Here is a 25,080-nt window from a genome sequence, read left to right as displayed (position 1 = left end):
TACTCGTCCGAATAGGACCGACGTTGCCGTTTTGCCATCTGACACCTCTCGCTGCCTAAGCTATAGGTGTCCACCGATTTAGGGGAGGTCCAGGCTGTCTCCGTGGAAAGATTCTGGATGCTTCGCTACGCTCGCAATGACGGAGCATGAGGCTCCGTTATCGTTCTTCCAAATATTTCGGGGCTAGTTACGACCTCGCCGCCCACACCTTGCTCCAGCGCGCGGACGCGCTCGCGACCCAGGACGTCTCCTCGTGCACCAGGCGGAAGCCGAGATTGGCGGGCGGCACGCCCTGGGCGCAGCCGCCGGCGCGGGCGTCGCGGATGAAATCGGTGACATAGGCGCGGTGCGCGCCCTCGGCGACACGCACGCCGCAGTTCACGGTCGGGCGGCCGGCATTGCCTGAAGCGTCGACGCGCGAGCGCACGAAGCAGGTCGACGTCCACTCCCAGACATTGCCGGCGAGATCTTCGACGCCGTGTTCGTTCGGGCCGAACTTGCCGAACGGATAGGCCGTGGTGTCGGAGAGGTCGCGTTCGGATTCGCGCTCATAGCGGCTGATCCAGCGCTTTGAAGGATCGTTCGCATCGACCGCCACACCATCGTCCTTGAATCTGGAGCCGGCGGCAAAGGCCCATTCCGCGTCGCTCGGCAGGCGGTAATGGTGGCCCGTCTTGCGCGACAGCCAGCCCGCATAGGCCTCCGCGTCGTGCCAGTTCACCTGCACCGCAGGGCGATCGGGGGCGACCGCCACGTCGCGATCGAGCGCGCGGCAGGCGCCGTCCTGCACGCAAAGCTGATAGTCGGATGACGAGACCTGATTTCGCATGATGTGCAGCGGCCGGTCGACGCGCATCGCGCGCAGCGGCGCTTCCGCCTGCTGCCCGCCGCGCGTGAAATCGCCGGCCTCGCGATAGGACAGGCTGCCCGGCGCGACCCTGACGATCGCAGGCTCCGCTGCCGTGCCGCGGACCGCCATGGTTGAGACCAGCGGCGCCATCGCGATCGGCCCTGCGAGCCCAGCGGCGCAGGCGAGTGCCAGTTTGAGCTTGAATGCAATCAGCATGGTCATTCCTCGAAGGAAGAAGGGGCCGGTCATGACCGGCCCCTTGTCGCGTTTAGTTGGTCTTGGCAGCCGGTATTTCGGCAGGTGCCTTCACCTGGGTCATCAGATCGTCGTTCCACTTGCCTTCGACCTTGAAGTGCGCGGTGGCACCGAGGTCTGCGGCCTCGATCAGATTGTGCGTGACGTAGGCGTAGATGCCGGGCTGCTGGAACTTGTACAGCGCAGCTCCCGCCGAGCCGCCGCGGATGAACCAGGTCTCGAGCCCGACCTCAGGTGCATTGCCGAACTTGCCGGTCTCCCAGACATAGTCGCCATGGCCGCCGATCAGATGCGGGCGGCTGTCGCGATTGGCCTGCGAATGCACGATCAGCACGTTCTCGCCGACATTGGCGGTCAGTGCGTTCTTGCCGGTGAGCGCGCCGACCTTGCCGTTAAACACGACGTGGGTGGGCGTCAGCTTCTTCATCACCTCTTCGGTGTCGGTGAAGGCTTCACCCGGCGAGTCGTAGGACTTGAAGTTGCCCTTCTCGTCACGCGGCACGTACATGTCCTGCTCGCCGATATAGTAGATCTTGTCGTACTTCAGCGCGTGGCCCTTGCCGTCGTTCAGTCCGTCGCGCGGCAGCACCATCACGGCACCGTTCATGCCGGAGACGACGTGCCATGGGATCATCGGGCCGCCCGGGGCGCAGTGATAGACGAACACGCCGGTCTTGGTTGCCTTCCAGCGCAGCACGACCTGCTCGCCGGGATTGATCAGCGTCAGAGCGCCGCCACCGAGCGCGCCGGTCGCGGCATGGAAGTCGATGTTGTGCGGCATGGTGTTGGTCGCGGGGTTGACCAGCGTCGTCTCCACGTAGTCGCCCTCATGCACGACCATCAGCGGACCAGGCATCGAGCCGTTGAAGGTCATTGCCTGGAAGGTGGTGCCCTTCTCGTCGATGACGACCTTCTTCTCCTCGATCGTGAGCTTGAACTCGATGATCTTGGGGCCCTGCTTGGTCGCCTGCTCGTGCGCATGCACGAACGGCGGAGCGACCAGCTCGACCTTCTGGCGCGGCAATTTGAGATCATCGGCAGCCAAAGCGGGGGTCGCCAGCATCAGAGCGGTCGCTGCAGCGCTGATCAATGCGGCTCTGCGGGTGAACATCGTAAGCATCCTTCATCTGGAAAGGTTTTGATGACGGATGCAGTGTGCCCCGTTCTGGGCAAGAGTGTTTGCGCTGCAACAAGGTTTTGCCGGATTCGGCTCCGCAACAGTACTTAGGTGTCTCAGCGGAGCAGGATTGGTGACACGACGTTAACCGCGTCCGATGGCGTGATGCGGATGTCGAGGCCGAGCGACCAGCGACCGGACAGCGGCGCCGACATTCGGACTCGCCACTGATCGTTGCCGACGCGCTCGGCGTTTGCGGTGATCGGCGCCACGCCATGCTCGGGATTGCCGAGCGTGACCGCAACCGCATCGGCACTCAAGGGCAGCTCGTTCGCGTCTTCGAGCTGGATTGCGATCTCGACCGGGCCGGCACGCCCGGGCGAAACCGTGACGTTGGCCATGGCCCTTTCAGCATGAAGATGTGTAAAGAAGCTCTCGTCCGCTTCGGATGTCGCCGCAGGTGAGACCGTCGCGGTCTGCTCCGCGCGATGCGCAGGCTTCGCCACCGTCGTGCTCTCCGCTTTTGCCGGAGCCTGCGCGCCGATGGCCTGCACGTCCAGCGTCACGTTCACCTCGCCGGCGCGCTCGAACGACAGCGTCACCGGCATCTGGTCGCCGGCAAGGAGCGGCACATCGAGGCCGATGAACATCAGGTGGCCGCCGCCGGGCGCAAGCGTAACGATTTGTCCGGGTGCGATGACGAGTCCCTTGTCGAGCGGGCGCATGGTCATGACACCGCCGGTGACGGTCATCTCGTGGATTTCGGTTCGAAGCGCGTGGGCGGCCGATGCAGCTTGCAGCCGCTCCGTCGCGTGGCCTCTGTTCTCGATCGTCAGATAGCCGCCCGCGACCCTGGCTCCGCCGGGCGTTGCCCGGCTCCAGGCCTTGGTAATGACGAGATCGCCGCTGGTCCTGTCGGCGGCGAAGGTGGGCGACCCGGCAAGGCATGTCAGGACGACCGCGCCGGTGAACGCGCGCTTGGATGAGATCATGATCGGGGCCCTTCAGAAGAGGCGACTAGAATAGGTGCTTGGCAAGCCAGACCGTTGCCCAGATCGCCAGCGACAGCACGGCAAGGACAGCGATGACGGCGGCCAGAGCGCGCGAGGCGCCGGCCGGAGCCGGTGCGACCGGGGCCGGCCGGAAGTCGTCGAACCGCGGGATATGGCCGCGGACGTCGAGCAAGGAGAAAATCAGTTCGAGTGCGAGAAGCCTCATGGGCAAACGCTCCGGATGCCGTGCCAATTGCGATAATCATGGCCTGGAACCGGCCGCAGCGCTTTGCGCGAGCGCAATCTCTGGCGCCCCCTTCAGGGCCGACTTTGCGCGAGCGCAAGGTCGCCCTCCCGGATCCGGGCTAGTGGAGTGCATTCCGTGATTTGCCGTGATGTCTGCACACGGCCGAAATTTACGAATGGGTAAGACATGAGAGCTGATCTCGCGGCAAGCTACGGCGAAGAGCGATTGCCCCGCTACACGAGCTACCCGACCGCACCCCATTTCTCGACGGCGATCGGCCCGGAGACCTACGCCCGGTGGTTGGCGGAGCTGCCGGCGGGCGCCAGCGCGTCCCTCTACCTCCACGTCCCGTTCTGCCGCGAGATGTGCTGGTATTGCGGCTGTCACACCCAGATCGTCCGCCGTGACGAGCTCATCGCCGGCTATCAGCGGACGCTGCGCAGCGAGATCGCGCAGATCGCCGAAACCATCGGCCGCCGCATCAAGGTGGAGCACATCCATTTCGGCGGCGGCACGCCGACGATCATGGCGCCGGAGGCTTTCGCCGAATTGATGGCGACGATGCGCCAGAAGTTCTTCGTGCTGCCCTCGGCCGAGATCGCAGTCGAGATCGATCCCCGCACATTGACCGCCGACATGGTCGAGGCGATGCGGCTCTCCGGCGTCAACCGCGCGAGCCTTGGCGTGCAGAGCTTCGATCCCGTCGTGCAGCGGGCGATCAATCGCGTGCAGAGCTTCGAACAGACGGCTTCCGTGGTCGACATGCTCAGGCGCGCCGGCATCGCGGGAATCAATTTCGACCTGATTTACGGGTTGCCGCACCAGACTGTCGCATCGTGTCTGGATACGGTTCGGCGCAGCCTTACCCTCGCGCCCGACCGCTTCTCCGTGTTCGGCTACGCCCATGTGCCCGAGTTCAAGAAGCACCAGCGCATGATCAACGAGGCCGTGCTGCCTGACGGCCTCGCCCGCCACGACCAGGCCTGCGCGATCGCCAATGCGCTGAAGGAGGCCGGTTACGTGCAGATCGGGCTCGATCATTTCGCGCGGCCCGACGATTCCATGGCGGTGGCCTTCGAGGAGCGGACGCTGCGGCGCAACTTTCAGGGCTACACCACCGACAAGGGTGAGGTCTTGCTCGGCTTCGGCGCGAGCGCGATTGGCCATTTGCCGCAGGGTTACGTCCAGAACGAGGTGCAGATCGGTGCCTATGCGCAGAGCATCGCCGCCGGCCGTCCCGCCACCGCAAGGGGCTATGGGCTCACCGACGACGACCGGCTGCGCGCCGACATCATCGAACGTATCATGTGCGAGTTCGGCGCCGACCTCGGCGACATCTGCGCGCGCCATGGCGCCGAGGCCGGAGCGATGTTGAGCTCGGCGGCGCGTTTGAAGCCGCTGATCTCCGACGGCGTCGTGCGGCTGGAGGGCAATCGCCTCGCAGTCGCAAAAGACTCGCGCTTCCTGGTCCGCAGCGTCGCCGCTGCGTTCGACGCGCATCTCAATCCGGCAAAGCAACTGCACAGCCGGGCGGTGTAACCCTCTCCGTCATTCCGGGGCGCGCCTCTTGGCGCGAGCCCGGAATCCATTCCACGCCTTGGTTTGCTGCTCGATGGATGCCGGCTTCGCGACGTCGTCGCGCCCCGGAATGACGGCGGAAAGAAGCAGCACCAGCTTGCGCTTCCACAAAGAAACTCCGCTCTCCTCCGTTATCGTCGTATCGGAACGGAGTTGTCCATGCCTTTTGGATCCGACGATCTGGTCGATGACATCATGCGCACGGCGCCGCACACGATCCGCGTGTTTCTGGCCTTCAGAATGGCTTGTGTCGGTTGCCCGATCGCAACCTTCCACACGGTGGATGATGCCTGCCGCGAGCATGGCATCGACCGCGAAAAATTCCTCGCCGCGCTGCTTGATTGCGTGCCGGCGTGAAACGGTCTGGAATTCGCGGGCGCACGGGTGAGGGACGGCTTTCGCCGTAAGCGAAAGCGCCCCACCCCCTAGCTTGAACGGAGACGTCCTGACGCGGTGGTCACACTGCTCCGCTGTCGGCGCTCCGCTCCGCCAACACGACGATCCCGTGCGGGTCGCGCAGGATGATGCGCTGGCGGCCGCTCTCGACGAGGCCTTGGCTCTCCCAGCCGCTCAGGATGCGGCTGACGGTGTGCAGCGTGGTGCCGGTCATCTGCGCGATGTCCTGACGGCTGATCGGGAAGTCGATCTCGATGCCGTGGTCGAGCTTCTTGCCGGATTGTTTGGCGAGGCGCAGCAGCGCATGCGCGACGCGCTGCTCGACCTGCTGGGTCGACATTTCCAGGATGCGGGTGTGGCTCTCCTGCAGGCGCGTGCCGACGGCCTGGAGCGTGTTGGCGGCAAGCGAGGGAAATCGCTCGACCAGCCGCGGCCAGGCTGAGGTCGGCCAGATCAGCACCACGCTGTCGTCGACCGCGATCGCGGTCGCCGGGTACCGCGCGGCTCCGATCGCCATGGCGAGCCCGAACGTTTCGCCGGGCGTGACGTAGCGCACCACAATCTGCTCGCCGGTCGGCGTGGTCTTGGCCGCGCGGACGTGGCCATGCAGCAGCAGGAAAAAGGACTGTGCGTCCGCGCCCTGCTCGAAGATGGCGCTGTTCTTGGGATATCGCGCCGAACGGGCCTCACGCAGGATCTCGTCCAGAGCTTCCGGCGTGACCCCGGCAAACAGCGGCAAATGCGCAACCAGCGATGTGTCGACCTTGGCCATTCTGCCTCCTTGGCACTGGGGAGTGTGATGGCACCTGCAATCGTCCGATAGTTTGCGATAGCGCAAAACGGGACGGCCGGGTGGCAGTATTTTTCCAGACAACGGACTGAAATCTATTGGAGTTGACCCCATGGCTGGCGCCCGATCCCGCAACTATGAGGGCTGGCCGCTGTTTGCGAACAGTTTTCGGCCCTTTTTCCTGCTTGCCGCGATCCAGGCGGGGTTGTCGATCCTGGCCTGGCTGCCGATGTTCTATGGCGAATTGTCGGTGAGTTCCGCATTCGCGCCGCGGGACTGGCACATCCACGAGATGCTCTATGGCTTCCTGCCGGCGGTGATCACCGGGTTCCTGTTCACGGCCATTCCGAACTGGACCGGCCGGTTGCCGATCCAGGGCACCTCGCTGGGGGCCCTGGTGATGGTCTGGCTTGCCGGGCGTGCCGCGGTGACGTTGTCCGCCGACACCGGCTGGGCGTTCGCGCTGGCCGTCGATGCCGCCTTCCTGGCGCTGGTCGTCGCCGCCGCGGCGCGCGAGATCATCGCAGGCGGCAACTGGCGTAACCTGCCGGTGGTGGGGCTGGTGTTCGTTCTGCTCGCCGGCAACGTCGCATTTCATCTCGAGGCGCATTATCACGGCGCGGCCGATGTCAGCATCCGTGTCGGCATCAGTGTGGTGATGCTGCTGATCTCGCTGATCGGCGGCCGCATCATTCCGAGCTTCACCCGCAACTGGCTGGTCAAGTTCAATCCCGGCCGTCTGCCGGTGCCGTTCGGACGCTTTGACGGCGCGGTGATCGGATGCAGCGCGCTCGCGCTCATCGCCTGGGTCGTGGCGCCGCTCAATGCCGTCACCGGTGTCCTGATGGCTCTTGTCGGCGGGTTGCATCTGGTGCGGCTTGCGCGCTGGGCCGGCGACCGCACCTTCCGCGAACGGCTGCTCGTGATCCTGCATGTCGGTTACGTCTTCGTGCCGTTCGGCTTCATCCTGCACGCTCTGGCGGTCCTCGGCGCGCTGCCGCCGAGTGCCGGCATCCACGCCTGGATGACCGGTGCGGCGGGAACCATGACGCTCGCGGTCATGACCCGCGCGAGCCTCGGCCATACCGGACAGGCGTTGACGGCTTCGCCGGCGATCCAGGCGATCTATTCCGCGGTCATCATCGCGGCTCTGGCCCGGGTGGCTGCCGTGGTATTTCCCGCGCATAGCGATGTGTTGCTGCACATCGCCGCCTGCGGCTGGCTGGTCGCGTTCCTCGGATTTGCCGTCGCGTTCGGCCCGCTGCTCGCCGGCAGCCGGCGGCGTGCCCTCGCCATCATGGGCGTGCCCGCTCCGGCGCGCTGAACTCAAGCAGCGGTCGCCGAAGGGGCATCGGCCGGCGGTGCCGGCGGCCGTACGCCCTTGCGCCAGTCGGTGATGGTGCAGCCGAAGCGGCCCCGGAACCAGCGCGCCATGGCGCTCTGCGCGGAGAAGCCCAGCTGCACCGCGATATCAGCCAGCGGCCGGCCAGGATCGTCGATCAACTGGATCACGAGATCGGCGCGTTGCGCATCCAGGATGGCCGAGAAGCTGGTGCCTGATGTGGCGAGATGGCGGTGGATGGTGCGGCGGGTGCAGGCAAGATGCTCGGCGACGCGCTCGACGGTGCAGTCGCCGGTAGCGAGCAGGGTCCGCACGACCTCGTCGACCTTTCCTTCCCAACTTGCCGGCCGGCTCTCGATTGCCTCGATCCGCTTGCGCAGATAAGCCGCGATCAGAGGATGCGCGCTCGGGATCCGGCGCTCCATGTCGTGCGCCGACAGCAGGATCGCATCGTCCTCGGCGTTGAAAGTCACGCGGCAGCCGTAAAATTCGCGGTAGCGCTTGCGGTCCTTCGGCGGCGGATAATGCAGATGCACCTCCTGCGGCCGCCAGTCATGGCCGAACAGCGACTGGATGATGCGGTCGATGCTGCCAAGCGCCATGTCGATCGCCTGGCGCGGCGCGGTCGGCCGCCGGCCGCGCAGGTGCAGCGTGATGGTCACGGTCTGCTTGCTGCGCGTGACGTCCAGCCGCATGCCGTCATGATGGATATGGATGAAGCGCGAGAACGCTTCGATCGCTTCGCCCACGGTCGCCTGCTCGCGCACGATCAGGCCGACCGCGCCGAAATTGGTCAGGCCGCCGCGCTCGGCGAGACGCAAGCCGAAATCCTCGGCGCCGGACGCCGCTGCCGACAATTCGAGCAGACGGCGCAGGCCGGCGACGGCAATGGGAGTATCGGGCTTGTCGAGACAGACCAGCGGCAGCCTGGCCTTGCGCATCATCTGTTTGGGATCGAGCCCCACCGACCGGGCGACGTCCGGGTAATAGCTCAAGCCTGCGCTGCGAACGAGGTCGGTCATGCGAACCGTTCCTGCCAGCCATTCCCGCAGATGTCCCGAAATGTAAAGTTTCTGTCTCGATCCGTCAAATCCAGGAACCGGCCGGACCATACATAGGGGAAACCGAAGCACTGGCGCGAATGCCGTGCTGACGACGGCGCGACAGGGCGATGAGGCCCCGGCCGTCACGGATCATTTGACCAAGACATTGCTGGATCGGGATTATGCCGGGAAACATGCTTTCCAAGGGTGAGGTATTCGTCATTGAAACTGACGCCACCTCCCTCGAACAACTTTCCACCGCGCTCCAACAGAGCGCCTATGACGTGATCTGCTTCGCCGACGGTGCCTGGTTGTTGTCGGAGGCAAAGGCGCGGATGCCGGCCTGCGTACTGATGGAGCTGCCGCCCGATCGCTCCGGGCTCGACGTGCTCAGGCGGCTGCGCGAGGAAAACTGCATGGCGCCGGTGCTGGTGACCTCGGCGAACGGCAGCATTTCCATGGCAGTCGACGCCATCAAGAGCGGCGCGGCCGACTTCATCGAAAAGCCGTTCCGCACCCACGACATCGTCGGACGGATCGATGCCGCGATCGATGAGTTCGCGCAGCCCGGCTCAAGCCGGCAGCGCTGGCTGCCCGGCTGCGAAGCCCTGACCGAGCGTGAAGGCAACGTGCTCGAGCATCTCGCCGCCGGCCTCACCAACAAGGAGATCGCCCGGCGGATGCATCTGAGCGCGCGGACGGTCGAGGGCTACCGGGCCAGCATCCTGAAAAAGGCCGGCGCCAAGAACGTGACCGATCTGCTCCGGCGCATCTTCGGCCAGGGCTCGCCGACAGAAGCGTAGGACCTGCCGCGGGGTGGCCATACGTTCCGCGGCCTTGATGCCGCCGTAGCGGCGCCCCAAGGAAGCCCCAATCGAACCAGTTCCTTCCCTGCCGCGTCTCATCACGATGGCGAGGCATCTTTCGCGCGTCCGGCTGGTGACGCGTCGATATCGGCAGGGAGGATTTCATGCGCATCACCGCAAAATGTCTGGCAACCACGAGCCTGATCCTGGTGACCACGGCTCTCGCGGTGCCGTCATGGGCCGCCGAATTGGACGCCAATTCGGCGATCGACACCGTTACCGTCTATCCCGACGGCGCCACCGTCACCCGCATCATCGCGTTCGACCTCGCCTCGGGCGACTCGACGCTGGTCGCCAAGGATTTTCCGCTCTCGCTCGATCCGTCCTCCCTCCGCGTCGAAGGCGAGGCGGGCGCCAAGCTCACCATCGGCACGATCGATGCGCGGCCGCCGAAGGCCGCGCCGCCCGTCAACCTGCCCGAGCTCGACAAGCGCATCGAAGCGCTGAGAGATCAGCGGGCCGACCTCCAAGGTGCGATCGACTCGGCCAACGCCCGGCGCAAATTCGCGCAGCACTTTGCCGAAGCCTCGCCCGCAGGTCTCGGCGACAAGGGCGAGGCGCGGCCGATCACCGAATGGCGCGCGGCCTTTGCCGCGGTCGCCGAGGAGATCGCGACCGCCGATACTGCGATCCGCGACGCCACGCGAAAGCAGCGCGAGATCGACCGCCAGATTGCACAGCTCGAGGCTGAGCGCGCGGCCAAGCCGCCGAGCAAGCTGGAAGTGCGGATCGACGTCGCCTCGGCCGCCGCGACCAAGGCGACGCTGCGGGTGACCTACGCCGTGCGCAATGCGCGCTGGGTGCCGCTCTACGACGCCCGACTCGACACCGGCGCGAAGGACCGCAAGCCGCAGCTCGAGCTCGTGCGTCGTGCCGAGATCACGCAGTCGACCGGCGAGGACTGGTCGAACGTCGCGCTCGGCGTCTCCACGGTGCGCATTGGTCGCGGCGGCAGTGCCCCGGAGCTGAACTCGCTGCTGGCGCAATATCCGCAGCCGCTCAAGCCGCTGGCCCTCGGCGCGGCCTCTGATCTGGCGCGGCCTGCACCCATGACGCGTCAGGCACAATCGCCGGCGATGGCCAAGATCGCGGAGGCGGCCGAGCCGCGCGAACGCGCGGACGAGCAGCAGGCCGTTGCCGAGATCGGCGGCTTCCAGGCCACGTTCAAGATCCCCGGCCGCGTCAGCCTCGGCGCGCAGGAGGGAGCCAAGAGCATGCGTATCGCAGCCATGGCCGTGCCCGCCGATCTCGCGGTGCGCGCGGCGCCGGTGCTGGACCCGACCGCTTTCCTCGAAGCCAGCTTCAAGCAGACCGACGACACGACCCTGCTGCCGGGCAAGGTCGCGATCTACCGCGACGGCGTCTTTGTCGGTCGCGGCAAGATCTCGGCCTCTGCCAAGGACGACATCGTGCGGCTCGGCTTCGGCGCCGACGACAAGATCAAGATCGAGCGCGCCGTGCTGAAGCGCAACGAAGGCTCGGCAGGCCTGCTGGTCACGACGTCGAAGACCGACGAGCGTGCGTTCAAGACCACGATCCGCAACGGGCATGATTTCCCGATTCGCGTCGCGATCGAGGACCAGCTGCCGGTTAGCGAGAGCGAGGACATCGTCGTCGAGATGCTGCCTTCGACCACGCCGCCGACCGCGAGCAACATCCGCGACAAGCGCGGCGTGCTGGAATGGTCGTTCGACGCCAGGCCCGGCGAGGCCCGCGACATCAACTTCGCCTGGCGCGTCCGCTGGCCGAAGGACAAGAGCATGGTGATCGTCCCGGCGGGGTAGGCGGTGTGGCTCTCTTCACCTCTCCCGTAGGGAGAGATCGGATCGCATCGAAGATGCGATCCGGGTGAGGGGGACTCTCCGCGAGTCCGTCTCTCCCCCGTCGTCGCGGACGCAGCCCCTCACCCCAGCCCTCTCAGCGCGAGCGAAGCTCGTCGCGACCCCGTAAGTACTGGGAGAGGGAGAGGAAAGAGCTTACTTCGCCTTCAGGAAATCCGCGACTTCGAGCAGCACGAACTCGTCGTCGTCGGCCTTGTTGGGATCGCGGCTCGAAGAGAACGGCAGATTGTTGTCGTTGCCGACGATGATGTGGCTGTCGTCGACGCGATCGACGTTCTCGATGGTGAAGAACGGGAAGGTGTAGACGCCGTCATTGAGCGGCTTCCGCGCCTTCTTGTCGGGATCCCTGATCTTCATGAGGTCGATATAGCCGATCTTGCGCACGGGCTTGCCGACATTGGCGTCGGTGAGCTCGATCTTGTAGATGCGCTTGAACTTGGCGAGATCAGGGAAGCAGTTCTCGCCGCGTTGGCCTTGCGGGCAGGCCTTGTCGGCGGTGCCTTCGCCGTTGTCGCGCTCGATGACGAGACCGGAGGCCTGATCGATCATGTTGAAGTCGCCGATGGCGTTGCCGTTCTGCTCGAATACATATTGCCAATAGCGGCCGGTGAATTTTTCCGCGGCAACGTCGAACTCGAGGATGCGGGAGGCTTCCTTGCCGTCGACCTTCTCCCAGTCCTTCTTCTCGGAGTCCCACAACGGTCCCTCGAGCAGGCCATAGAGGAATTTGCCGTCCTTGGAGGACGCAAAGCCCTCATAGCCTTTGGAGCGGCGGAGATTGACGTTGGTGTAGGTCGCGCCTGGCGCGCTCGGCGTTGCCACCGCCCAGTTGTCCGGCGAACGTACCGGCTTGCCGTCGGCAACCGTCTCGGATTTTTCCGGTCTTGTCGGCCTTCAGGATGTAGGGGCCGAACTCGTCGCCGATCCAGAAGGTATCGCCGATGATCTGGAAACCCTCGGTGTCGAAGTCGGAGCCGGTGAGATAGCGCTTCTGCGTGCCCTCGTGCACGATGCGGAACGGCACCTTCTTGTCTGGGTCGTGCAGGAAGACGGTCTCCAGCCGCTCGATCTTGCCGCTCGCCCAGTCCATCTTGTAGCGGTTGAGATACAGCATCGAGTCCGGCGAGTTCGCGCGCGCGCCCATGCCGTTGTCGGTGACGACCCAGAACGTGCCGTCGGGCATGGCCTTGATGCCGGAATGGCCCTGCAGCGGCTGGCCCTTGAACGGCAGCGACACGCCGGTCGGACGTTCATAGGATTTGCCCATTACCGTGCCGAGCGCGTCGACGCGCTTGCCCGTGGTGTATTTCCCTGACGTCTCGAGATCGGCTGGGGCATCGGCCGGAGCATCGATGAATGACTCGGCCGGCATCACCACGTGGCCGGCGAGCTTGGCCGGGAATTCACCTTCGCTCTGCGCGAGCGCTGAGCTTGTGGCGAGAATGATCGTTGCGACGGTGGAAAGAAAAGTCGCGCGCATGTGCGTCTCCTGTTGGCGGACGCACGCCTTATGCGGATCGCGTGTTGCAGTATTGTGAAGCCAGGCCAAATGCCGCAGCGGCCGGCTATTCCTTCACCGCCCCGGTCAGCGAAGACACGTAATAATCGACGAACAGCGAGTAGAAGATCGCAACCGGGAGCGATCCGAGCAGCGATCCCGCCATCAGCGCGCCCCATTGGTAGACGTCGCCGGTGACGAGCTCGGTCAGGATCGCGACCGGTACCGTCTTGTTGGCGCCGCTCTGGATGAAGGCGAGCGCGTAGATGAACTCGTTCCAGGACAGCGTGAAGGAGAAGATGCCGGCCGAGATCAGCCCGGGCACTGCGAGCGGCAGCGTGATCCGTCGCAGGATCTGAAGTCTTGTCGCGCCGTCGACCAGCGCACATTCCTCGAGCTCGTAGGGAATCGACTTGAAATAGCCGATCAGCAGCCAGGTGCAGAACGGCACCAGGAAGGTCGGATAGACCAGGATCAGCGCAAGCGGCGAGTCGAACAGGCCGAACTGCACCACGACGGTGGCGAGCGGGATGAACAGGATCGACGGCGGCACCAGATAGGCGAGATAGATGCCGAGGCCGACATAGGGGCTGCCGCGGAAACGCAGGCGCTCGATGGCGTAGGCGGCGAGCGTCGACGCGACTAGGGATAGCGTGGTCGAGCCGATCGCGACCAGCATCGTCGTCTTCAGCCAGCGCGGATAGGAGGTATCGAACAGCAGATGCTTGATGTGGACGAGCGTCGGCGAGGAGATCCAGAACGGGTTGTGCTCCCGGTAGTTCATCAGCTCCGCGTTCGGCTTGAACGACGTGATCGCCATCCAGTAGAACGGAAACAGCAGGATCAGCACGAAGCAGCCGAGCGGCAGATAAATCATCATCAGCCGCCGCAGCCTGGAATCCCAGGCCATCGTGTCGGGCGCGGCTTTGGCGTCGGCGACGCCCGGTTGCGCGACGGTGTCAGTCATTGGCCTCTCCCTGCTGCCATTTGCGGCGCGCCAGGCCGAAATAAGAAAACAGCGTCGCGAACACCAGGAACGGGATCATCGACACCGCGATCGCCGCGCCCTCGCCGAGCTCGCCGCCGGCGATGCCGCGCTGGAAGGCCAGCGTTGCCAACAGGTGGGTCGAATTGCCGGGACCGCCGCGGGTGATGGCGTAGACCAGCTGGAAGTCGGTGAAGGTGAAGATGATCGAGAAGGTCATGACGATCGCAAGGATCGGCATCATCATCGGGAAGGTGATGTAGCGGAAGCGCTGCCAGGCGCTGGCGCCGTCGAGCATCGCGGCTTCGTAAAGCGAGGGCGAGATGGTCTGCAAGCCCGCGAGCAGCGAGATCGCGACGAAGGGGATGCCGCGCCAGATGTTGGCGGCGATCAGCGAGAAGCGCGCCGGCCAGGGCGAGCCGAGGAAGTCGATATTGCTCGACCGCCAGTGCAGCACGTCGACAAGCAGGTAGGAGATGATCGAGAACTGCGGGTCGTAGATCCACCAGAACGCGAGCGCGGAGAGCACGGTCGGAACGATCCAGGGCAAGAGGATGATCGCACGCAAGAGGCTTTTGAACGGGAAATGGTTGTTGAGCAGCAGCGCGAGCCAGAAGCCGAGTGCGAACTTCCCGAACGTCGCGATTGCCGTATAGACCACGCTGTAGAACACCGCGTTCCACCACAGGGGATCGGTGAGCAGATACTGGAAGTTTTCGAGCCCGACATAGATGCCACGCCGGCCGATCGTTGTGTCGGTGAAGGCGAGCCAGATGCCGAGACCGAGCGGATAGGTCAGGAACACCGCGAGCAGCCCGAGCGCGGGTGCGAGGCACATCACGACCAGGAACGGCTTGTAGTCGAACAAGCGCATCAGCCAGTTCGGTTGCCGCTGCGCGAGTGCGGGAGAGGAGAGAGTGGTCACGGACATCGGTTCGGCGTCCTGTTCTAGACTGTCACCACGCCCGCCATTGCGAGCGAAGCGAAGCAATCCAGTCTGTCTCCGAGGTGATAGCCTGGATTGCTTCGTCGCAAAGTGCTCCTCGCAATGACGAACCGCTTTGTCGATGCCTTACCGGCCTTGCCGCCGGAAGTACCGCTTGCAGCGCTGCTCGGCTTCCGCGGCGGCGGCCTCTGGCGTGGCCGCACCGGTCGCAACTGCGGAGAACATCTGAATCAGCACATAATCGGCGCTGACGGCACCGGTCGCCGTGGAGATCGGGCCCTTGTAACCGTCATAGTATGTGCTGTTCATCGTGTCCTTGAAGATCGAGACCTTGGGGTCGCCTTTCCAAACGGCTGCTTCGGCATAGGCGGCGAGCGGCTGCGACCAATAGCCGGAATTGGCATTGAGCCACGGCTCGTACTGGTCCTTTTCCAGCATGTATTGCAGGAAGGCCTTTGCCGCGTTGGGGTACTGGCTGTGCTTGAACACCATGGCGTTCAGCGTCAGGCCCGCCATCGGAGAGATCTTGGCCACGCCCTTCGGCAGCAATTGATGCTCGCTGTCGTCGGCGATCGCCTTGGTCGCCGGATCGTTCTTCAGCGAGAAATACAGCGAGACGCCGTTGGCGGTCAGCGCGATCTCCTGCGCGGCATAGGCGCGATTGTTGCTGACGTCGTTCCACGAGGTCGTGCCGGCGATGAAGGTCGGGTAGAGCTGCTTGACCCAGTTCAGCGCTGCGATCGTTTCCTTGCTGTTGATGGTGAGGTTGCCTTCTTCATCGAGCAGCGCCGCGTTGTGCGACCACAGCGCCCAGCTGGCAAAGCCGTTGCCGTCGCCTTTGGCGTTGCCGAGCGCGAAGCCGGCCGGCTTGCCGGCCTTGTGCAGCTTCTGGCAGAGGTCGAGGATTCCGGCGTGGTCTTCCGGCACCTTGTCGAAGCCGACCGATTGCAGGATCGACTTGCGGTAGATCAGCGGCCCTGCGGTGGCGCCGAACGGCAATCCGATCCAGGCGTCGCTCTTGTTCTTCTTGCCGTAGCGCTGCGCCAGCGGCAGCCAGCCGCCATAGCGCTTGCCGACATAGTCGGCGACGTCGGTCAGCTCGATCAGCTTATCGATATAAATGTGCGGTGCATCGGAGAAGCCGATGATGATGTCGGGCCCGGCGCCGGAATTGGCGGTCACCGCGGTCTGCTGGTTGATGTCCTCCCAGCCGACGAAGTCGACCTTGACCTCGACCCCGGTCTCCTTGGTGAACTTCGTCGCATTGGCGCGGAACACATCCTCGTCGGCCTGGACGAAACGCACCGGCCGAAGCATGCGCAAGGACGCGCCCTTCTCGATCTCGCGCTTGGGTGCCGGAACATCGGCAGCTTTGATATTGGATGTTTGCGCTGCAGCACCGGTGGCGGCAAACGTTGCAGCGGATAGGCCCAGCGCCAAGGCATCACGACGGGTGATGTCGTTCCTCATCAGTACCTCCCCATATATGTCCCCTTCCCGGCGTTGATCGCCGGTGAAGGGTCGTTTCGGTCGTTGGCGCCTTTGCGCCGGCCGCTTAGCTGTTAGGCCCGCGATCCATGCTGACCGGTTGCCAGCGACGGAGCGCGGTGTTCTGCAGCACCGACGGATTGACGCAGCTTACCGGCCACATGCCCTGCAGCACCAGTGACAATTCGTAGCCGACCCGGCGCTTGCGCGCTTCGTCAAACCGTGCCGAGGCCGAGGCGACATGGGCGGTCAGGGTCACGTTCTCCATGCCGAGCAGGGGATTGTTGTGCGAGGGCGGCTCCTTCTCCAGCACGTCGAGCGCGGCGTGTGCGATCCAGCCCTCCTGCAGTGCCTTGATCAGGCTCTCCTCATCGACGGTGGCGCCCCGCCCGGTGTTGATGAAGATCGAGCCCTTCTTCATCTGCCGGAAGTGCTTCTCGGTCAGCATGTGATGCACCTCGGGCCTTGCCGGAGCATGCATCGAGACGAAGTCGGATTGCGACAGCACCTCGTTGAGCGTCGCCGGAATCACGCCGTGGTCGTACATCAGCGTTTCCTGGATGAAGGGATCGTAGGCCATCATACGCAGACCGAAGGGCGCTGCGCGCTTGGCAACCGCACGCGCCACGCGGCCGAACGAGATGAAGCCGAGCGTCTGGCCCATCAGCCTGGGAACCTTGAGCAGCGCTGGCCGGCCCTCGGCCCAGCGGCCGTCGCGCACCATGCGGTCCTGCTCGACCAGGCGGCGGAAGCCGGCGAGCAGCAGCATCATGGCGTGGTCGGCGACTTCCTCGATGAAGGTATCGGGGATGTTGGTCACCGGGATTCCACGGGCCGTGGCGGCCTTGACGTCGACGCTGTCGACGCCGACCGAGCCGAGCGTGATGACCTTGCAATTGTCCAGGGTGTCGATGATCGACTTGGTAATGGGAATGCCCTTGGCATAGATGGCGTCGGCATTCTTCGCGGCGGCGATGAACCCGGCCTCGTCGGCGGGCGCTTCGACGATCTCTGCATCGATCGGATCGAGCGCCTCGCGCTCATAGGAATAATCGCTGCCCGCGACCGTGAAGCTCGCGCCCTTCGGCGTCACCACCCTGTATTTCGGCATTTTCTCGCTCCCGATTTGTTTGTCGGTTCTTGTTGTGACCCGCCACCGCGGGCGGGCCTTTGCGTCTTTTACGCGAAATCGGGGTGATGGCGTACAATTCCCGGTTGTTGGCTTGGAGATTAATTGCCGCTTTTCGCGGCTGCGTCCGGGCTTCTACGGATGCACGTAAGTAACTTGCTAAGGGCTGTCCCACTAAAGGTTGATTCAAATCAAAGAGGTCTGCGGTGCGTCCGCACCATCCGAGGAGCCCATGGTGAAGTTGAGCAATCTGAAGATCGCCCCGAAGCTCGGCATCCTTGTCGGCGTCACCTTGTTCGGCCTTTGCATCTCCGGCGTCCTCGCCGGCTATTTGATGAAGCGCGAGATGGTGAACGCGCGCATCGACCAGGCCAAGGCAATCGTCGAGCTGGCGCGCAACTATGCGGCCGCACTGAAGAAGCGCATCGATGCCGGCGAGCTGACGAAGGACGCGGCGATGGCCGAGCTTCGCCGCTACGGAAATGCGATGACCTACGACAACGGTGCGGGCTATCTGTTCGGCACGTCCTATGACGGCATCACGCAGCTCGCGCCCGATCCCAAGCAGATCGGCGCCAACCGCATGGATGTCGTGACCAACGGCCGCAGGCTGTCCGTCGAGTTGATGGACGGCGTCAAGGCGAACGGGTCGATCCTGCTGCATTATGAATATATGAAGCCCGGTCAGGAGAAGCCGATCCGCAAGATCGGCTACGCGGTGGCGGTCCCCGGCTTCGATATGTATCTCGGCACCGGCGCCTATCTCGACGACATCGACGCCAAGATGGGACCCGTCTATTGGCTGCTTGGCCTTGCCATGCTCGGCATCTTCATCGTCGCCGGCAGCGTCGCCTGGCTGATCGGCCGCGGCATCAGCCGCCCGCTGGCGCTGCTCGGCACCCGGATGAGGGAGCTCGCCGACGGCAGGCTCGAGGGCGACATCCCCGGTGTCGGCCGTGGCGACGAGATCGGCGCGATGGCAGCCACCGTCCAGATCTTCAAGGACAATGCGGTCCGCATCCGCGACCTCGAGAAGACCGAAGCCGATGCGAAGGAGCGCGCCGCGGCGGAACGCCGTAGCGCGATGGAAGGGATCGCCAACGACTTCGAGCGCAGCGTCAACGGCATCGTCCGCTCGGTCTCCTCTGCCGCGGCCGGCATGCAGTCGACGGCGCAGTCGATGACTGCAACCGCCAGCGACGCCTCGTCCCGTGCGGCGACGGTCGGCGCGGCCTCGCAAAAGGCTTCCGGCAATGTCGGCACCGTTGCGGCCGCCGCCGAAGAGCTGTCGAGCTCGGTTGCTGAGATCTCGCGCCAAGTGACACGCTCGACCGAAGTTGCGAGTCGCGCTGTCAGCGACGCCGAGCGCACCAACGCCACGGTGCAGGAGCTCTCCACCGGCGCCGAGAAGATCGGCGAAGTGGTCAAGCTCATTCACTCGATCGCGGCGCAGACCAACCTGCTCGCGCTCAACGCCACCATCGAGGCGGCACGCGCCGGCGAGTCCGGCCGCGGCTTCGCCGTGGTCGCCTCCGAGGTCAAGGCGCTCGCCAACCAGACCGCCAAGGCCACCGAGGAAATCTCGGCCCAGGTTGCGGCGATGCAGACCTCGACCAGCGATGCAGTGGCGGCGATCGGCGGCATCACGCAGACGATCGCGGAGATGAGCGAGATCACCGCGGGCATTTCCGCCTCGATCGAGCAGCAGGGCGAGGCCACCCGCGAGATCGCGCGCAACATCCAGTCGGTCGCGGCCGGCTCGAGCGAGATCAACGCCCATATCGGCAGCGTCACCTCGGCCGCGGAAGCGACCGGCACGGCGGCAGGAGACGTGCTGACCAATGCCCGCGAGCTGGACACCCAGTCCGGCGCGCTGCGCAGCGCGGTGGACGGCTTCCTCGCCAAGGTGCGCGCGGCGTAAGACGTTCCACGAAGGCGTCGCCATTCATCCAGTCGTCATGCCCGAGCTTGTCCCGGGCATCCACGTTCTTAAGCATCATATGCGTGGATAGACGTGGATGGCCGGGACGAGCCCGGCCATGACGGAGAAGGCGGAGAACGCAGTTCCCGAGACCGCCCTACTGCTTCTCGATCTTCGCGTTGGTGATCAGCTTCTCCCACAGCACGAGCTGTTCGTTCACGAACGTGCCGAGCTCTTCCGGTGTGCCGGAAAACGCGTCCATGCCGAGCGTGGCGAGCTGGGCCTTGATCTCCGGCTTCTCGACGATCTTCCTGATTTCGGCGTTGAGCCGCGTCACAATCTCCTTGGGCAAGCCGGCCGGGCCGAAATAGCCCTGCCAGGAGGAGATGTCGAAGTCCGGCACGCCGGCCTCCTGCATCGAGGGCAGGTTCGGCACCAGCGGCGAGCGCTCCTTGGTGGTGACGGCGAGCGCGCGCAGCGCGTTGCCCTGGACGTGCGGAAGGCCGGTCAGGATGTCGACGAACATCATCGAGACGCGGCCGCCCATGACGTCGTTCAGCGCCGGCGGCGAGCTCTTGTAGGGCACGTGCAACAGGTCGAGCCCGGCATTGTGCGCAAAGGTCGCGCCCGAGACGATCGCCGAGGACGATCCCGAAGCATAGCTCAGCTTGCCGGGATTAGCCTTGCCATAGGCGACGAGCTCGGCGACGGTCTTGGCCGGCACCTCCGGATTGACGACCAGCATGAAGGGCAAATCGCCCGTGCGCGCGATCGGCGTGAAATCCTTGACCGGATCGTAAGTGAGGCTCTTGAGCAGATAGGGATTGGCGGAATGCGTGGTGTTGGTGGTCACCAGCAGCGTGTAGCCGTCGGGGGCGGCCTTCGCGACATAGGTTGCGGCGAGCATGCCGTTGGCACCCGCCTTGTTCTCGATGATGATGCCGACGCCGAGCGCCTGCGACAGATGCTGCGAGATCAGCCGTGTCGTGGTGTCCGTGCCGCTGCCGGCCGCGAACGGCAAGACCAGCGTGATGTTGCGGCTGGGATAAATGTCGGCCTGAGCCGTGGATGCGGCGGCAAGACACAGTGCGGCCGCGCCGGCGGTTCGCAGGTTTCGAATCAACGCTGAAATCATGTTTGGTCGTTCCCTCTTTTTCGTTGGCGGGGAACCTAACTTGTCCGAATTGGATTCGAAAGGCGGCTGTAGGTCGTGAGTGCGTCCGTCACGCGGAATTACTTCACGGCCGAACCCTGGCGCGAGGCGATCACGACGCCGGCGAGCACCAGCGCGTAGCCGATCAGGTGGAACGGCTGGAGCTTTTCGCCGAGCAGCAGGATCGCCATCGCCGAGCCGAACACCGGCACCAGGTGGAAGAACGGCGCGGCCCGGTTCGGCCCGATCAGCGCCACGCCGCGGTTGAAGAACAGGTAGGCCAGCGTCGACGGAAAGATCAGGATGTAGCCCAGCGTCGCCAGCGTCATCGCGTCGAACTGCAGGACGCGGCCGCTTGCCGCCTCCCAGATCGCGGTCGGCAGCAGCATCGTCGCCCCGCAGCAGGTGGTGAAGGACAGGAATGAGAGCTGATGGATCTTTGGCCGGCGCGGGATGAAGGCGGAGTAGATCCCGAACGCCACCAGCGAGGAGGCGAACATGATGTCGCCCCTGTTGAAGCTGATGCCGGCCAGCGCGGCGAGATCGCCGCGCAGGATGATGATCAGGACGCCAACGAGCGAAATTGCGATGCCGGAGAATTGCGCACCCGTCAGCCGCACGCCGAACAGCACCAGCGACCACAGCGCCACGAACAGGGGACCTGCCGACTGGATCAGCAGTGCGTTCAGCGCTTCCGTATATTGCATCGCCCAGTACGAGATCGCGTTGTTGAAGGCAAAGCCCACCAGCGACAGGAACAGCATCAAGGGCAGGCTCTTGCGCAAGGCAGGCCAGTCCCGCTTCAGATGGGGCCAGGCGAACGGCAGCAGGATCAGGAAAACGCCGAACCAGCGGATCGTGGTCACCGTCAGCGGCGGCACATGCGCGCCGACATGGCGCGCGAGCACGATGTTGCCCGCCCAGAACAGCGAGCTCAGGCTGAGCAGCAGATAAGGCTGGTTGTTGAGCCAACTGGCCGGATTGGCGGCCTTTGGCGCGGGCGAAGCAATCGTCATTGGTGTCAGACGGGAGCTTGTGCCGGATTGGCGTCGGGGCACAAGTCACGCCGCCGCAATGCTACAATGCAGGCAAACCCTGAGGAGGTGCCATTGGCGGTTAATATGTTGAACATCGAGGGCCTGGAGCGGCTCGATCCGCAGGCGCCGGTGGTGATGCTGAACCTGATGCGTTTCCACGCGCGCTCGCGCGACGGCGACGGCTCCGGCTGGGACGCCTATTTGCGCTACAGCGCCATCACGGTGCCGATGATCAAGGCGCGCGGCGGCACTTTGCTCTGGACCGGCGAAGCCAAGGTTGTCGCGCTCGGCCCGCACGCGGGCAACGACTGGGATTTCGTCGCGCTGGTCTCCTATCCCAGCGTCTCCGCTTTTTTGGACATGATGACGTCGGAGGCCTACGAAACGCAGGCCGACCCGCATCGTGTCAACGGCTGCGCCGAGCACGTCATCATCGCGACGAGCGAGGCCTACAGCAAGTTCAGGACGAAGTAGATCTGTAGGTGGGCAAAGGCGCGCTCTTCGCGCGCCGTGCCCACCATCTTTTCCGGCTGGCATGGTGGGCACGCTTCGCTTTGCCCACCCTACGTAGGAAGTTACCCCGCCTGCTTCCGCGACGCCACGAACACGCCCGACAGCACCAGCGCAAAGCCGATGAAATGGAATGCCTGCGGGTGTTCGCCGAGGAAGGCCATCGCCATGATCGAGCCGAACACCGGCACGACGTGGAAGAACGGCGCGGCGCGGTTTGCGCCGATCAGGCGCACGCCGCGATTGAAGCAGAGATAAGCGAGCGTCGAGGGGAATACCGCGACGTAGAACAGCGTCAACAGGTTCGGCCCGTCGAGCTTCATCACGGGCCGCGCGGACAATTCCCAGATCTCCAGCGGAATGAGGCAGGCGGCGCCGACCCCGAACGTGAAGGCGAGGAACGACAGGCCGTGCATCGGCGGCCGCTTCAGGGTCAGCACCGAATACAGCGCGAAGATGACGAGCGCGACGATGAAGATGAGGTCGCCCTTGTTGAACTCGATGTTGGACAGCGTGGTGAAATCGCCGTGCAGCAGGATCGTGAGCACGCCGCACATCGACAGCAGCACGCCGAACGCCTGCGCCGCGGTGAGGCGGATGCCGAGGATGGCCAGCGACCACAGTGCCACGACCAGCGGGGCTGCAGATTGCAGCAGCAGCGTGTTGAGGGCCTGGGTGTGCTCCAACGCCCAATATTGCAGCGTGTTGAAGGCCCCGATGCCGGTGATCGAGAGCGTGACCATCAGGCCGAGCTTGCCGCGGATCGCCGGCCAGTCCGGGACAAGATGTTTCCAGGCGAACGGCAGCACCAGCAGGAAAGCGAAGAACCAGCGCAGGAACGATAGCGTGACTGGCGGGATGTGGCCGGCGGCGAGCCGCCCGACGATGGCGTTGCCGGCCCAGCACAGCGCGGTGATGCTGAGCAGCAGGTAAGGCTGGTTGGCGATCCAGCTGTGGCCGGAAGTTTCCGCGCTCGTGGTCTGGCCGGTGGCGGACATTGGGATTGGTATGGCCCCGCGTGCACCGAGGCTTCCGGCCCGGCGGGATCCGGGCCGGCTGATCGCCCGGCGATACCCAAAGACACGGAAATCGGGGCTGCATCAACGGGGGCGGACGCATCGCGACCATGCAGCGGGTCAAATCGGTCTCACGCTTTGGTCGAAGGTTGCTGAGGCGCCCTGGAAGGTTTCTGGATTTTCCGGGGATATCAAAGGCTTAAAGTGTCTCTTGAGCCCCGAAAAAGCCTCGTTCTTGCTTGCCTAGAGCGGCTGCTTCCTTTATCCGGTTGGCTGCCTTGCGTGCGAACGGCTCCCGGCCGTCAGCTTGGCTGGCGCATCTAAAATCTTCGAAGGATTACCCGCGAATGGCCAATGTTGTCGTCGTCGGCGCCCAGTGGGGCGACGAAGGGAAGGGCAAGATCGTCGACTGGTTGTCGGAGCAGGCGGACATCGTCGCGCGCTTCCAGGGCGGCCATAACGCCGGCCATACGCTGGTCATCAATGGCGAGACCTACAAGCTCGCGCTGCTGCCTTCGGGCGTGCTGCGCCCGTCGAAACTGGCGGTGATCGGCAACGGCGTCGTGTTCGACGCGCAGGCCTTCCTCGACGAGGTCGCCAAGCTGCGTGGACAAGGCGTGGCGGTCGGCCCGGAGAACCTGCGAGTCGCGGAGAATGTCACCCTGATCCTGCCGCTGCATCGCGAGCTCGACGCTCTGCGCGAGTCCTCCAACTCGGCGACCGCGATCGGCACCACCCGCCGCGGCATCGGGCCGGCCTATGAGGACAAGGTCGGCCGCCGCGCCATCCGCCTGATGGACCTCGCCGACCTCGACACGCTCCCGCACAAGATCGACCGGCTGCTGGCCCACCACAATGCGCTCCGCCGCGGCCTCAACCTGCCGGAGTTCGACGGCAAGGACATCCTGAAGGAGCTGAGCGCACTGGCGCCGCAGCTGCTGCCCTATGCCGAAACCGTGTGGCGGCTGCTCGACCAGGAGCGGCGCGCCGGCAAACGCATTTTGTTCGAAGGCGCGCAGGGCGCGCTGCTCGACGTCGACCACGGCACCTATCCTTACGTCACCTCGTCCAACACGGTGGCGGCGCAGGCCGCGACCGGAACAGGCCTCGGCCCGAACGCGGTCGGCTACGTGCTCGGCATCTGCAAGGCCTATACGACCCGGGTCGGCCAGGGGCCGTTCCCGACCGAGCTGTTGAACGAGATCGGCGAGGAGATCGGTCGTCGTGGCCGCGAGTTCGGCGTCAATACCGGGCGCAAGCGCCGCTGCGGCTGGTTCGACGCCGTGCTGGTCCGCCAGACCGTGCGAACCTGCGGCATCACCGGGCTGGCGTTGACCAAGCTCGACATCCTCGACGGCTTCGACACGATCGAGGTCTGCGTCGGCTACAGGCTCGACGGCAAGGAGATCGATCATTTCCCGGCCGGCGAGGGCGCCCAGGCCCGGGTCGAGCCGATCTACGAGACCATCGAGGGCTGGAAGGAGCCGACCGCGAACGCGCGGTCCTGGGCCGACCTGCCGGCCCAGGCCATCAAATATGTCCGGCGGATCGAGGAATTGGTGGGGTGCCCGGTCGCACTGCTTTCCACCAGCCCCGAACGCGAGGATACTATCCTGGTGCAAAACCCGTTTGAGGCTTAACGATCTCTTACCAGGACGCGCGTATAGTTGAGTTGAAATGGCTGATTACTATCCGCTGATCGCCCGCGCTATTGCCGCCCTGGACCCCAACGCTCCCGGCGAAAGCCGTCGCGCGCTCTATGAGCGGGCGCGTACGGCCCTGATCGCGCAGCTGCGCAGCGTGCAGCCGCCGCTCTCCGAATCCGAGATCACCCGCGAAAGGTTGTCGCTCGAGGAGGCCGTCCGCAAGGTCGAATCGGAGGCGGCCCAGCGCGCCCGCGAGGCCTCGCGCCCCGGTGGCGGCGCGCGTAGCGGCGGCAGCGGGGATGCCTTTCGGCGCGCCAGCACCAGCACAAGAACCGCCGAAGGCACCACGGCGGCGGCCCCGCCGCGGACGCGTCCGGCGCCGCCACCGCCGCGGGCCGACCGTCCGTCCTTCAACGTCGACGACCAGGGCGATG

General features: G+C 64.9%; 22 protein-coding genes and 2 pseudogenes. 9 read left to right on the top strand and 15 right to left on the bottom strand.

Annotation, left to right across the window (positions count from 1 at the left end):
- Positions 1–187: 187 nt before the first annotated feature.
- From XH84_RS32395 to XH84_RS32380, 4 genes are all read right to left on the bottom strand, one after another.
- Positions 188–1,066, bottom strand: a complete 879-nt coding sequence (locus XH84_RS32395) for an SUMF1/EgtB/PvdO family nonheme iron enzyme (RefSeq protein WP_128917862.1) — start codon at positions 1,064–1,066, stop codon at positions 188–190.
- 52 nt (positions 1,067–1,118) lie between these two features.
- Positions 1,119–2,216, bottom strand: a complete 1,098-nt coding sequence (nirK, locus tag XH84_RS32390; protein ID WP_164936048.1) for a copper-containing nitrite reductase — start codon at positions 2,214–2,216, stop codon at positions 1,119–1,121.
- A gap of 122 nt (positions 2,217–2,338) precedes the next feature.
- Positions 2,339–3,214 carry a copper chaperone PCu(A)C domain-containing protein gene (locus XH84_RS41700; protein WP_128917860.1) on the bottom strand — a complete coding sequence of 292 codons (876 nt, stop codon included), beginning with the start codon at positions 3,212–3,214 and terminating at the stop codon, positions 2,339–2,341.
- A 25-nt stretch (positions 3,215–3,239) separates the two neighbouring features.
- Positions 3,240–3,440, bottom strand: a complete 201-nt coding sequence (locus XH84_RS32380; protein WP_128917859.1) for a hypothetical protein — start codon at positions 3,438–3,440, stop codon at positions 3,240–3,242.
- A gap of 207 nt (positions 3,441–3,647) precedes the next feature.
- Between XH84_RS32380 and hemN the strand changes: the two genes are divergently transcribed.
- Positions 3,648–5,000, top strand: a complete 1,353-nt coding sequence (gene hemN, locus XH84_RS32375; RefSeq protein ID WP_128917858.1) for an oxygen-independent coproporphyrinogen III oxidase — start codon at positions 3,648–3,650, stop codon at positions 4,998–5,000.
- Between the two features lie 9 nt (positions 5,001–5,009).
- Here the strand turns inward: hemN and XH84_RS40195 are convergent, their stop codons facing one another.
- Positions 5,010–5,150: a hypothetical protein gene (locus tag XH84_RS40195; RefSeq protein ID WP_164936047.1), complete on the bottom strand. Its 141-nt coding sequence runs from the start codon at positions 5,148–5,150 to the stop codon at positions 5,010–5,012.
- A 48-nt stretch (positions 5,151–5,198) separates the two neighbouring features.
- Between XH84_RS40195 and XH84_RS32370 the strand changes: the two genes are divergently transcribed.
- Positions 5,199–5,396, top strand: coding sequence for a DUF1858 domain-containing protein (locus XH84_RS32370; protein WP_128917857.1), 198 nt, complete (start codon positions 5,199–5,201; stop codon positions 5,394–5,396).
- Between the two features lie 100 nt (positions 5,397–5,496).
- Here the strand turns inward: XH84_RS32370 and XH84_RS32365 are convergent, their stop codons facing one another.
- Positions 5,497–6,207 carry a Crp/Fnr family transcriptional regulator gene (locus XH84_RS32365; protein WP_128917856.1) on the bottom strand — a complete coding sequence of 237 codons (711 nt, stop codon included), beginning with the start codon at positions 6,205–6,207 and terminating at the stop codon, positions 5,497–5,499.
- A 130-nt stretch (positions 6,208–6,337) separates the two neighbouring features.
- Here XH84_RS32365 and XH84_RS32360 point away from each other — a divergent pair, with 130 nt between their 5' ends.
- Positions 6,338–7,549: an NnrS family protein gene (locus XH84_RS32360; RefSeq protein WP_128917855.1), complete on the top strand. Its 1,212-nt coding sequence runs from the start codon at positions 6,338–6,340 to the stop codon at positions 7,547–7,549.
- Between the two features lie 2 nt (positions 7,550–7,551).
- Here XH84_RS32360 and XH84_RS32355 read toward each other — a convergent pair whose 3' ends face one another.
- Positions 7,552–8,589: an AraC family transcriptional regulator gene (locus XH84_RS32355; protein WP_128917854.1), complete on the bottom strand. Its 1,038-nt coding sequence runs from the start codon at positions 8,587–8,589 to the stop codon at positions 7,552–7,554.
- 203 nt (positions 8,590–8,792) lie between these two features.
- On the opposite strand from XH84_RS32355, the gene XH84_RS32350 reads away from it, so the two are divergent.
- Positions 8,793–9,413 carry a response regulator transcription factor gene (locus XH84_RS32350; RefSeq protein WP_128917853.1) on the top strand — a complete coding sequence of 207 codons (621 nt, stop codon included), beginning with the start codon at positions 8,793–8,795 and terminating at the stop codon, positions 9,411–9,413.
- A 167-nt stretch (positions 9,414–9,580) separates the two neighbouring features.
- A complete protein-coding gene (locus tag XH84_RS32345) occupies positions 9,581–11,260 on the top strand; it encodes a mucoidy inhibitor MuiA family protein (RefSeq protein ID WP_128917852.1) in 1,680 nt (559 codons plus the stop codon).
- 192 nt (positions 11,261–11,452) lie between these two features.
- Here XH84_RS32345 and XH84_RS32340 read toward each other — a convergent pair.
- The 5 genes and pseudogenes from XH84_RS32340 to XH84_RS32320 form a co-directional block, all read right to left on the bottom strand.
- Positions 11,453–12,797 (bottom strand): annotated as a pseudogene (locus XH84_RS32340) (esterase-like activity of phytase family protein).
- 85 nt (positions 12,798–12,882) lie between these two features.
- The gene (locus XH84_RS32335; protein WP_128917851.1) at positions 12,883–13,782 is read right to left on the bottom strand and encodes a carbohydrate ABC transporter permease; all 900 of its coding nucleotides are present in this window, start codon (positions 13,780–13,782) and stop codon (positions 12,883–12,885) included.
- Positions 13,775–14,731, bottom strand: coding sequence for a carbohydrate ABC transporter permease (locus XH84_RS32330; protein ID WP_128917850.1), 957 nt, complete (start codon positions 14,729–14,731; stop codon positions 13,775–13,777). The genes XH84_RS32335 and XH84_RS32330 overlap by 8 nt, the downstream gene beginning before the upstream one ends.
- 141 nt (positions 14,732–14,872) lie before the next feature.
- On the bottom strand, positions 14,873–16,216 hold the full coding sequence (locus XH84_RS32325; RefSeq protein ID WP_128917849.1) for an ABC transporter substrate-binding protein: 1,344 nt from the start codon (positions 16,214–16,216) through the stop codon (positions 14,873–14,875).
- A gap of 85 nt (positions 16,217–16,301) precedes the next feature.
- Positions 16,302–17,345 (bottom strand): C-terminal binding protein, encoded by a 1,044-nt coding sequence (locus tag XH84_RS32320; RefSeq protein WP_164936046.1) that lies wholly within the window; start codon positions 17,343–17,345, stop codon positions 16,302–16,304.
- A gap of 253 nt (positions 17,346–17,598) precedes the next feature.
- Between XH84_RS32320 and XH84_RS32315 the strand changes: the two genes are divergently transcribed.
- Positions 17,599–19,284, top strand: a complete 1,686-nt coding sequence (locus tag XH84_RS32315) for a methyl-accepting chemotaxis protein (protein ID WP_128917864.1) — start codon at positions 17,599–17,601, stop codon at positions 19,282–19,284.
- A 157-nt stretch (positions 19,285–19,441) separates the two neighbouring features.
- Here the strand turns inward: XH84_RS32315 and XH84_RS32310 are convergent, their stop codons facing one another.
- Together XH84_RS32310 and XH84_RS32305 are read right to left on the bottom strand one after the other, a co-directional pair.
- Positions 19,442–20,419, bottom strand: a complete 978-nt coding sequence (locus tag XH84_RS32310) for a Bug family tripartite tricarboxylate transporter substrate binding protein (RefSeq protein ID WP_128917847.1) — start codon at positions 20,417–20,419, stop codon at positions 19,442–19,444.
- 98 nt (positions 20,420–20,517) lie between these two features.
- Positions 20,518–21,453, bottom strand: coding sequence for a DMT family transporter (locus XH84_RS32305; RefSeq protein WP_164936045.1), 936 nt, complete (start codon positions 21,451–21,453; stop codon positions 20,518–20,520).
- Positions 21,454–21,546: 93 nt separating this feature from the next.
- Here XH84_RS32305 and XH84_RS32300 point away from each other — a divergent pair, with 93 nt between their 5' ends.
- On the top strand, positions 21,547–21,948 hold the full coding sequence (locus XH84_RS32300; RefSeq protein WP_164936044.1) for a DUF1330 domain-containing protein: 402 nt from the start codon (positions 21,547–21,549) through the stop codon (positions 21,946–21,948).
- 101 nt (positions 21,949–22,049) lie between these two features.
- On the opposite strand, the gene XH84_RS32295 is transcribed toward XH84_RS32300, so the two are convergent.
- Positions 22,050–22,982 carry a DMT family transporter gene (locus tag XH84_RS32295; RefSeq protein ID WP_128917845.1) on the bottom strand — a complete coding sequence of 311 codons (933 nt, stop codon included), beginning with the start codon at positions 22,980–22,982 and terminating at the stop codon, positions 22,050–22,052.
- Between the two features lie 365 nt (positions 22,983–23,347).
- Here XH84_RS32295 and XH84_RS32290 point away from each other — a divergent pair, with 365 nt between their 5' ends.
- Together XH84_RS32290 and XH84_RS32285 are read left to right on the top strand one after the other, a co-directional pair.
- On the top strand, positions 23,348–24,640 hold the full coding sequence (locus XH84_RS32290) for an adenylosuccinate synthase (RefSeq protein WP_128917844.1): 1,293 nt from the start codon (positions 23,348–23,350) through the stop codon (positions 24,638–24,640).
- A gap of 37 nt (positions 24,641–24,677) precedes the next feature.
- A pseudogene (locus XH84_RS32285) lies at positions 24,678–25,080 on the top strand (hypothetical protein); the annotation flags it as partial.

Origin of the sequence: Bradyrhizobium nanningense (genome assembly GCF_004114535.1) — a bacterium.
In the GTDB taxonomy this organism is placed as follows: Bacteria; Pseudomonadota; Alphaproteobacteria; order Rhizobiales; family Xanthobacteraceae; genus Bradyrhizobium; species Bradyrhizobium nanningense.
This window is presented reverse-complemented; position numbering and strand designations above follow the sequence as displayed.

Excerpts from the sequence above, each read along its gene's own strand:
- XH84_RS32305 (WP_164936045.1), bottom strand. The coding sequence starts at position 21,453 with ATGACGATTGCTTCGCCCGCGCCAAAGGCCGCCAATCCGGCCAGTTGG.
- XH84_RS32325 (WP_128917849.1), bottom strand. The coding sequence starts at position 16,216 with ATGAGGAACGACATCACCCGTCGTGATGCCTTGGCGCTGGGCCTATCC.
- nirK (WP_164936048.1), bottom strand. The coding sequence starts at position 2,216 with ATGTTCACCCGCAGAGCCGCATTGATCAGCGCTGCAGCGACCGCTCTG.
- XH84_RS32330 (WP_128917850.1), bottom strand. The coding sequence starts at position 14,731 with ATGTCCGTGACCACTCTCTCCTCTCCCGCACTCGCGCAGCGGCAACCG.
- XH84_RS32290 (WP_128917844.1), top strand. The coding sequence starts at position 23,348 with ATGGCCAATGTTGTCGTCGTCGGCGCCCAGTGGGGCGACGAAGGGAAG.
- XH84_RS41700 (WP_128917860.1), bottom strand. The coding sequence starts at position 3,214 with ATGATCTCATCCAAGCGCGCGTTCACCGGCGCGGTCGTCCTGACATGC.
- XH84_RS32380 (WP_128917859.1), bottom strand. The coding sequence starts at position 3,440 with ATGAGGCTTCTCGCACTCGAACTGATTTTCTCCTTGCTCGACGTCCGC.
- XH84_RS32360 (WP_128917855.1), top strand. The coding sequence starts at position 6,338 with ATGGCTGGCGCCCGATCCCGCAACTATGAGGGCTGGCCGCTGTTTGCG.
- XH84_RS32295 (WP_128917845.1), bottom strand. The coding sequence starts at position 22,982 with ATGTCCGCCACCGGCCAGACCACGAGCGCGGAAACTTCCGGCCACAGC.
- XH84_RS32345 (WP_128917852.1), top strand. The coding sequence starts at position 9,581 with ATGCGCATCACCGCAAAATGTCTGGCAACCACGAGCCTGATCCTGGTG.
- XH84_RS32395 (WP_128917862.1), bottom strand. The coding sequence starts at position 1,066 with ATGCTGATTGCATTCAAGCTCAAACTGGCACTCGCCTGCGCCGCTGGG.
- XH84_RS32320 (WP_164936046.1), bottom strand. The coding sequence starts at position 17,345 with ATGCCGAAATACAGGGTGGTGACGCCGAAGGGCGCGAGCTTCACGGTC.
- XH84_RS32370 (WP_128917857.1), top strand. The coding sequence starts at position 5,199 with ATGCCTTTTGGATCCGACGATCTGGTCGATGACATCATGCGCACGGCG.
- XH84_RS32335 (WP_128917851.1), bottom strand. The coding sequence starts at position 13,782 with ATGACTGACACCGTCGCGCAACCGGGCGTCGCCGACGCCAAAGCCGCG.
- hemN (WP_128917858.1), top strand. The coding sequence starts at position 3,648 with ATGAGAGCTGATCTCGCGGCAAGCTACGGCGAAGAGCGATTGCCCCGC.
- XH84_RS32355 (WP_128917854.1), bottom strand. The coding sequence starts at position 8,589 with ATGACCGACCTCGTTCGCAGCGCAGGCTTGAGCTATTACCCGGACGTC.
- XH84_RS32310 (WP_128917847.1), bottom strand. The coding sequence starts at position 20,419 with ATGATTTCAGCGTTGATTCGAAACCTGCGAACCGCCGGCGCGGCCGCA.
- XH84_RS32350 (WP_128917853.1), top strand. The coding sequence starts at position 8,793 with ATGCCGGGAAACATGCTTTCCAAGGGTGAGGTATTCGTCATTGAAACT.
- XH84_RS32365 (WP_128917856.1), bottom strand. The coding sequence starts at position 6,207 with ATGGCCAAGGTCGACACATCGCTGGTTGCGCATTTGCCGCTGTTTGCC.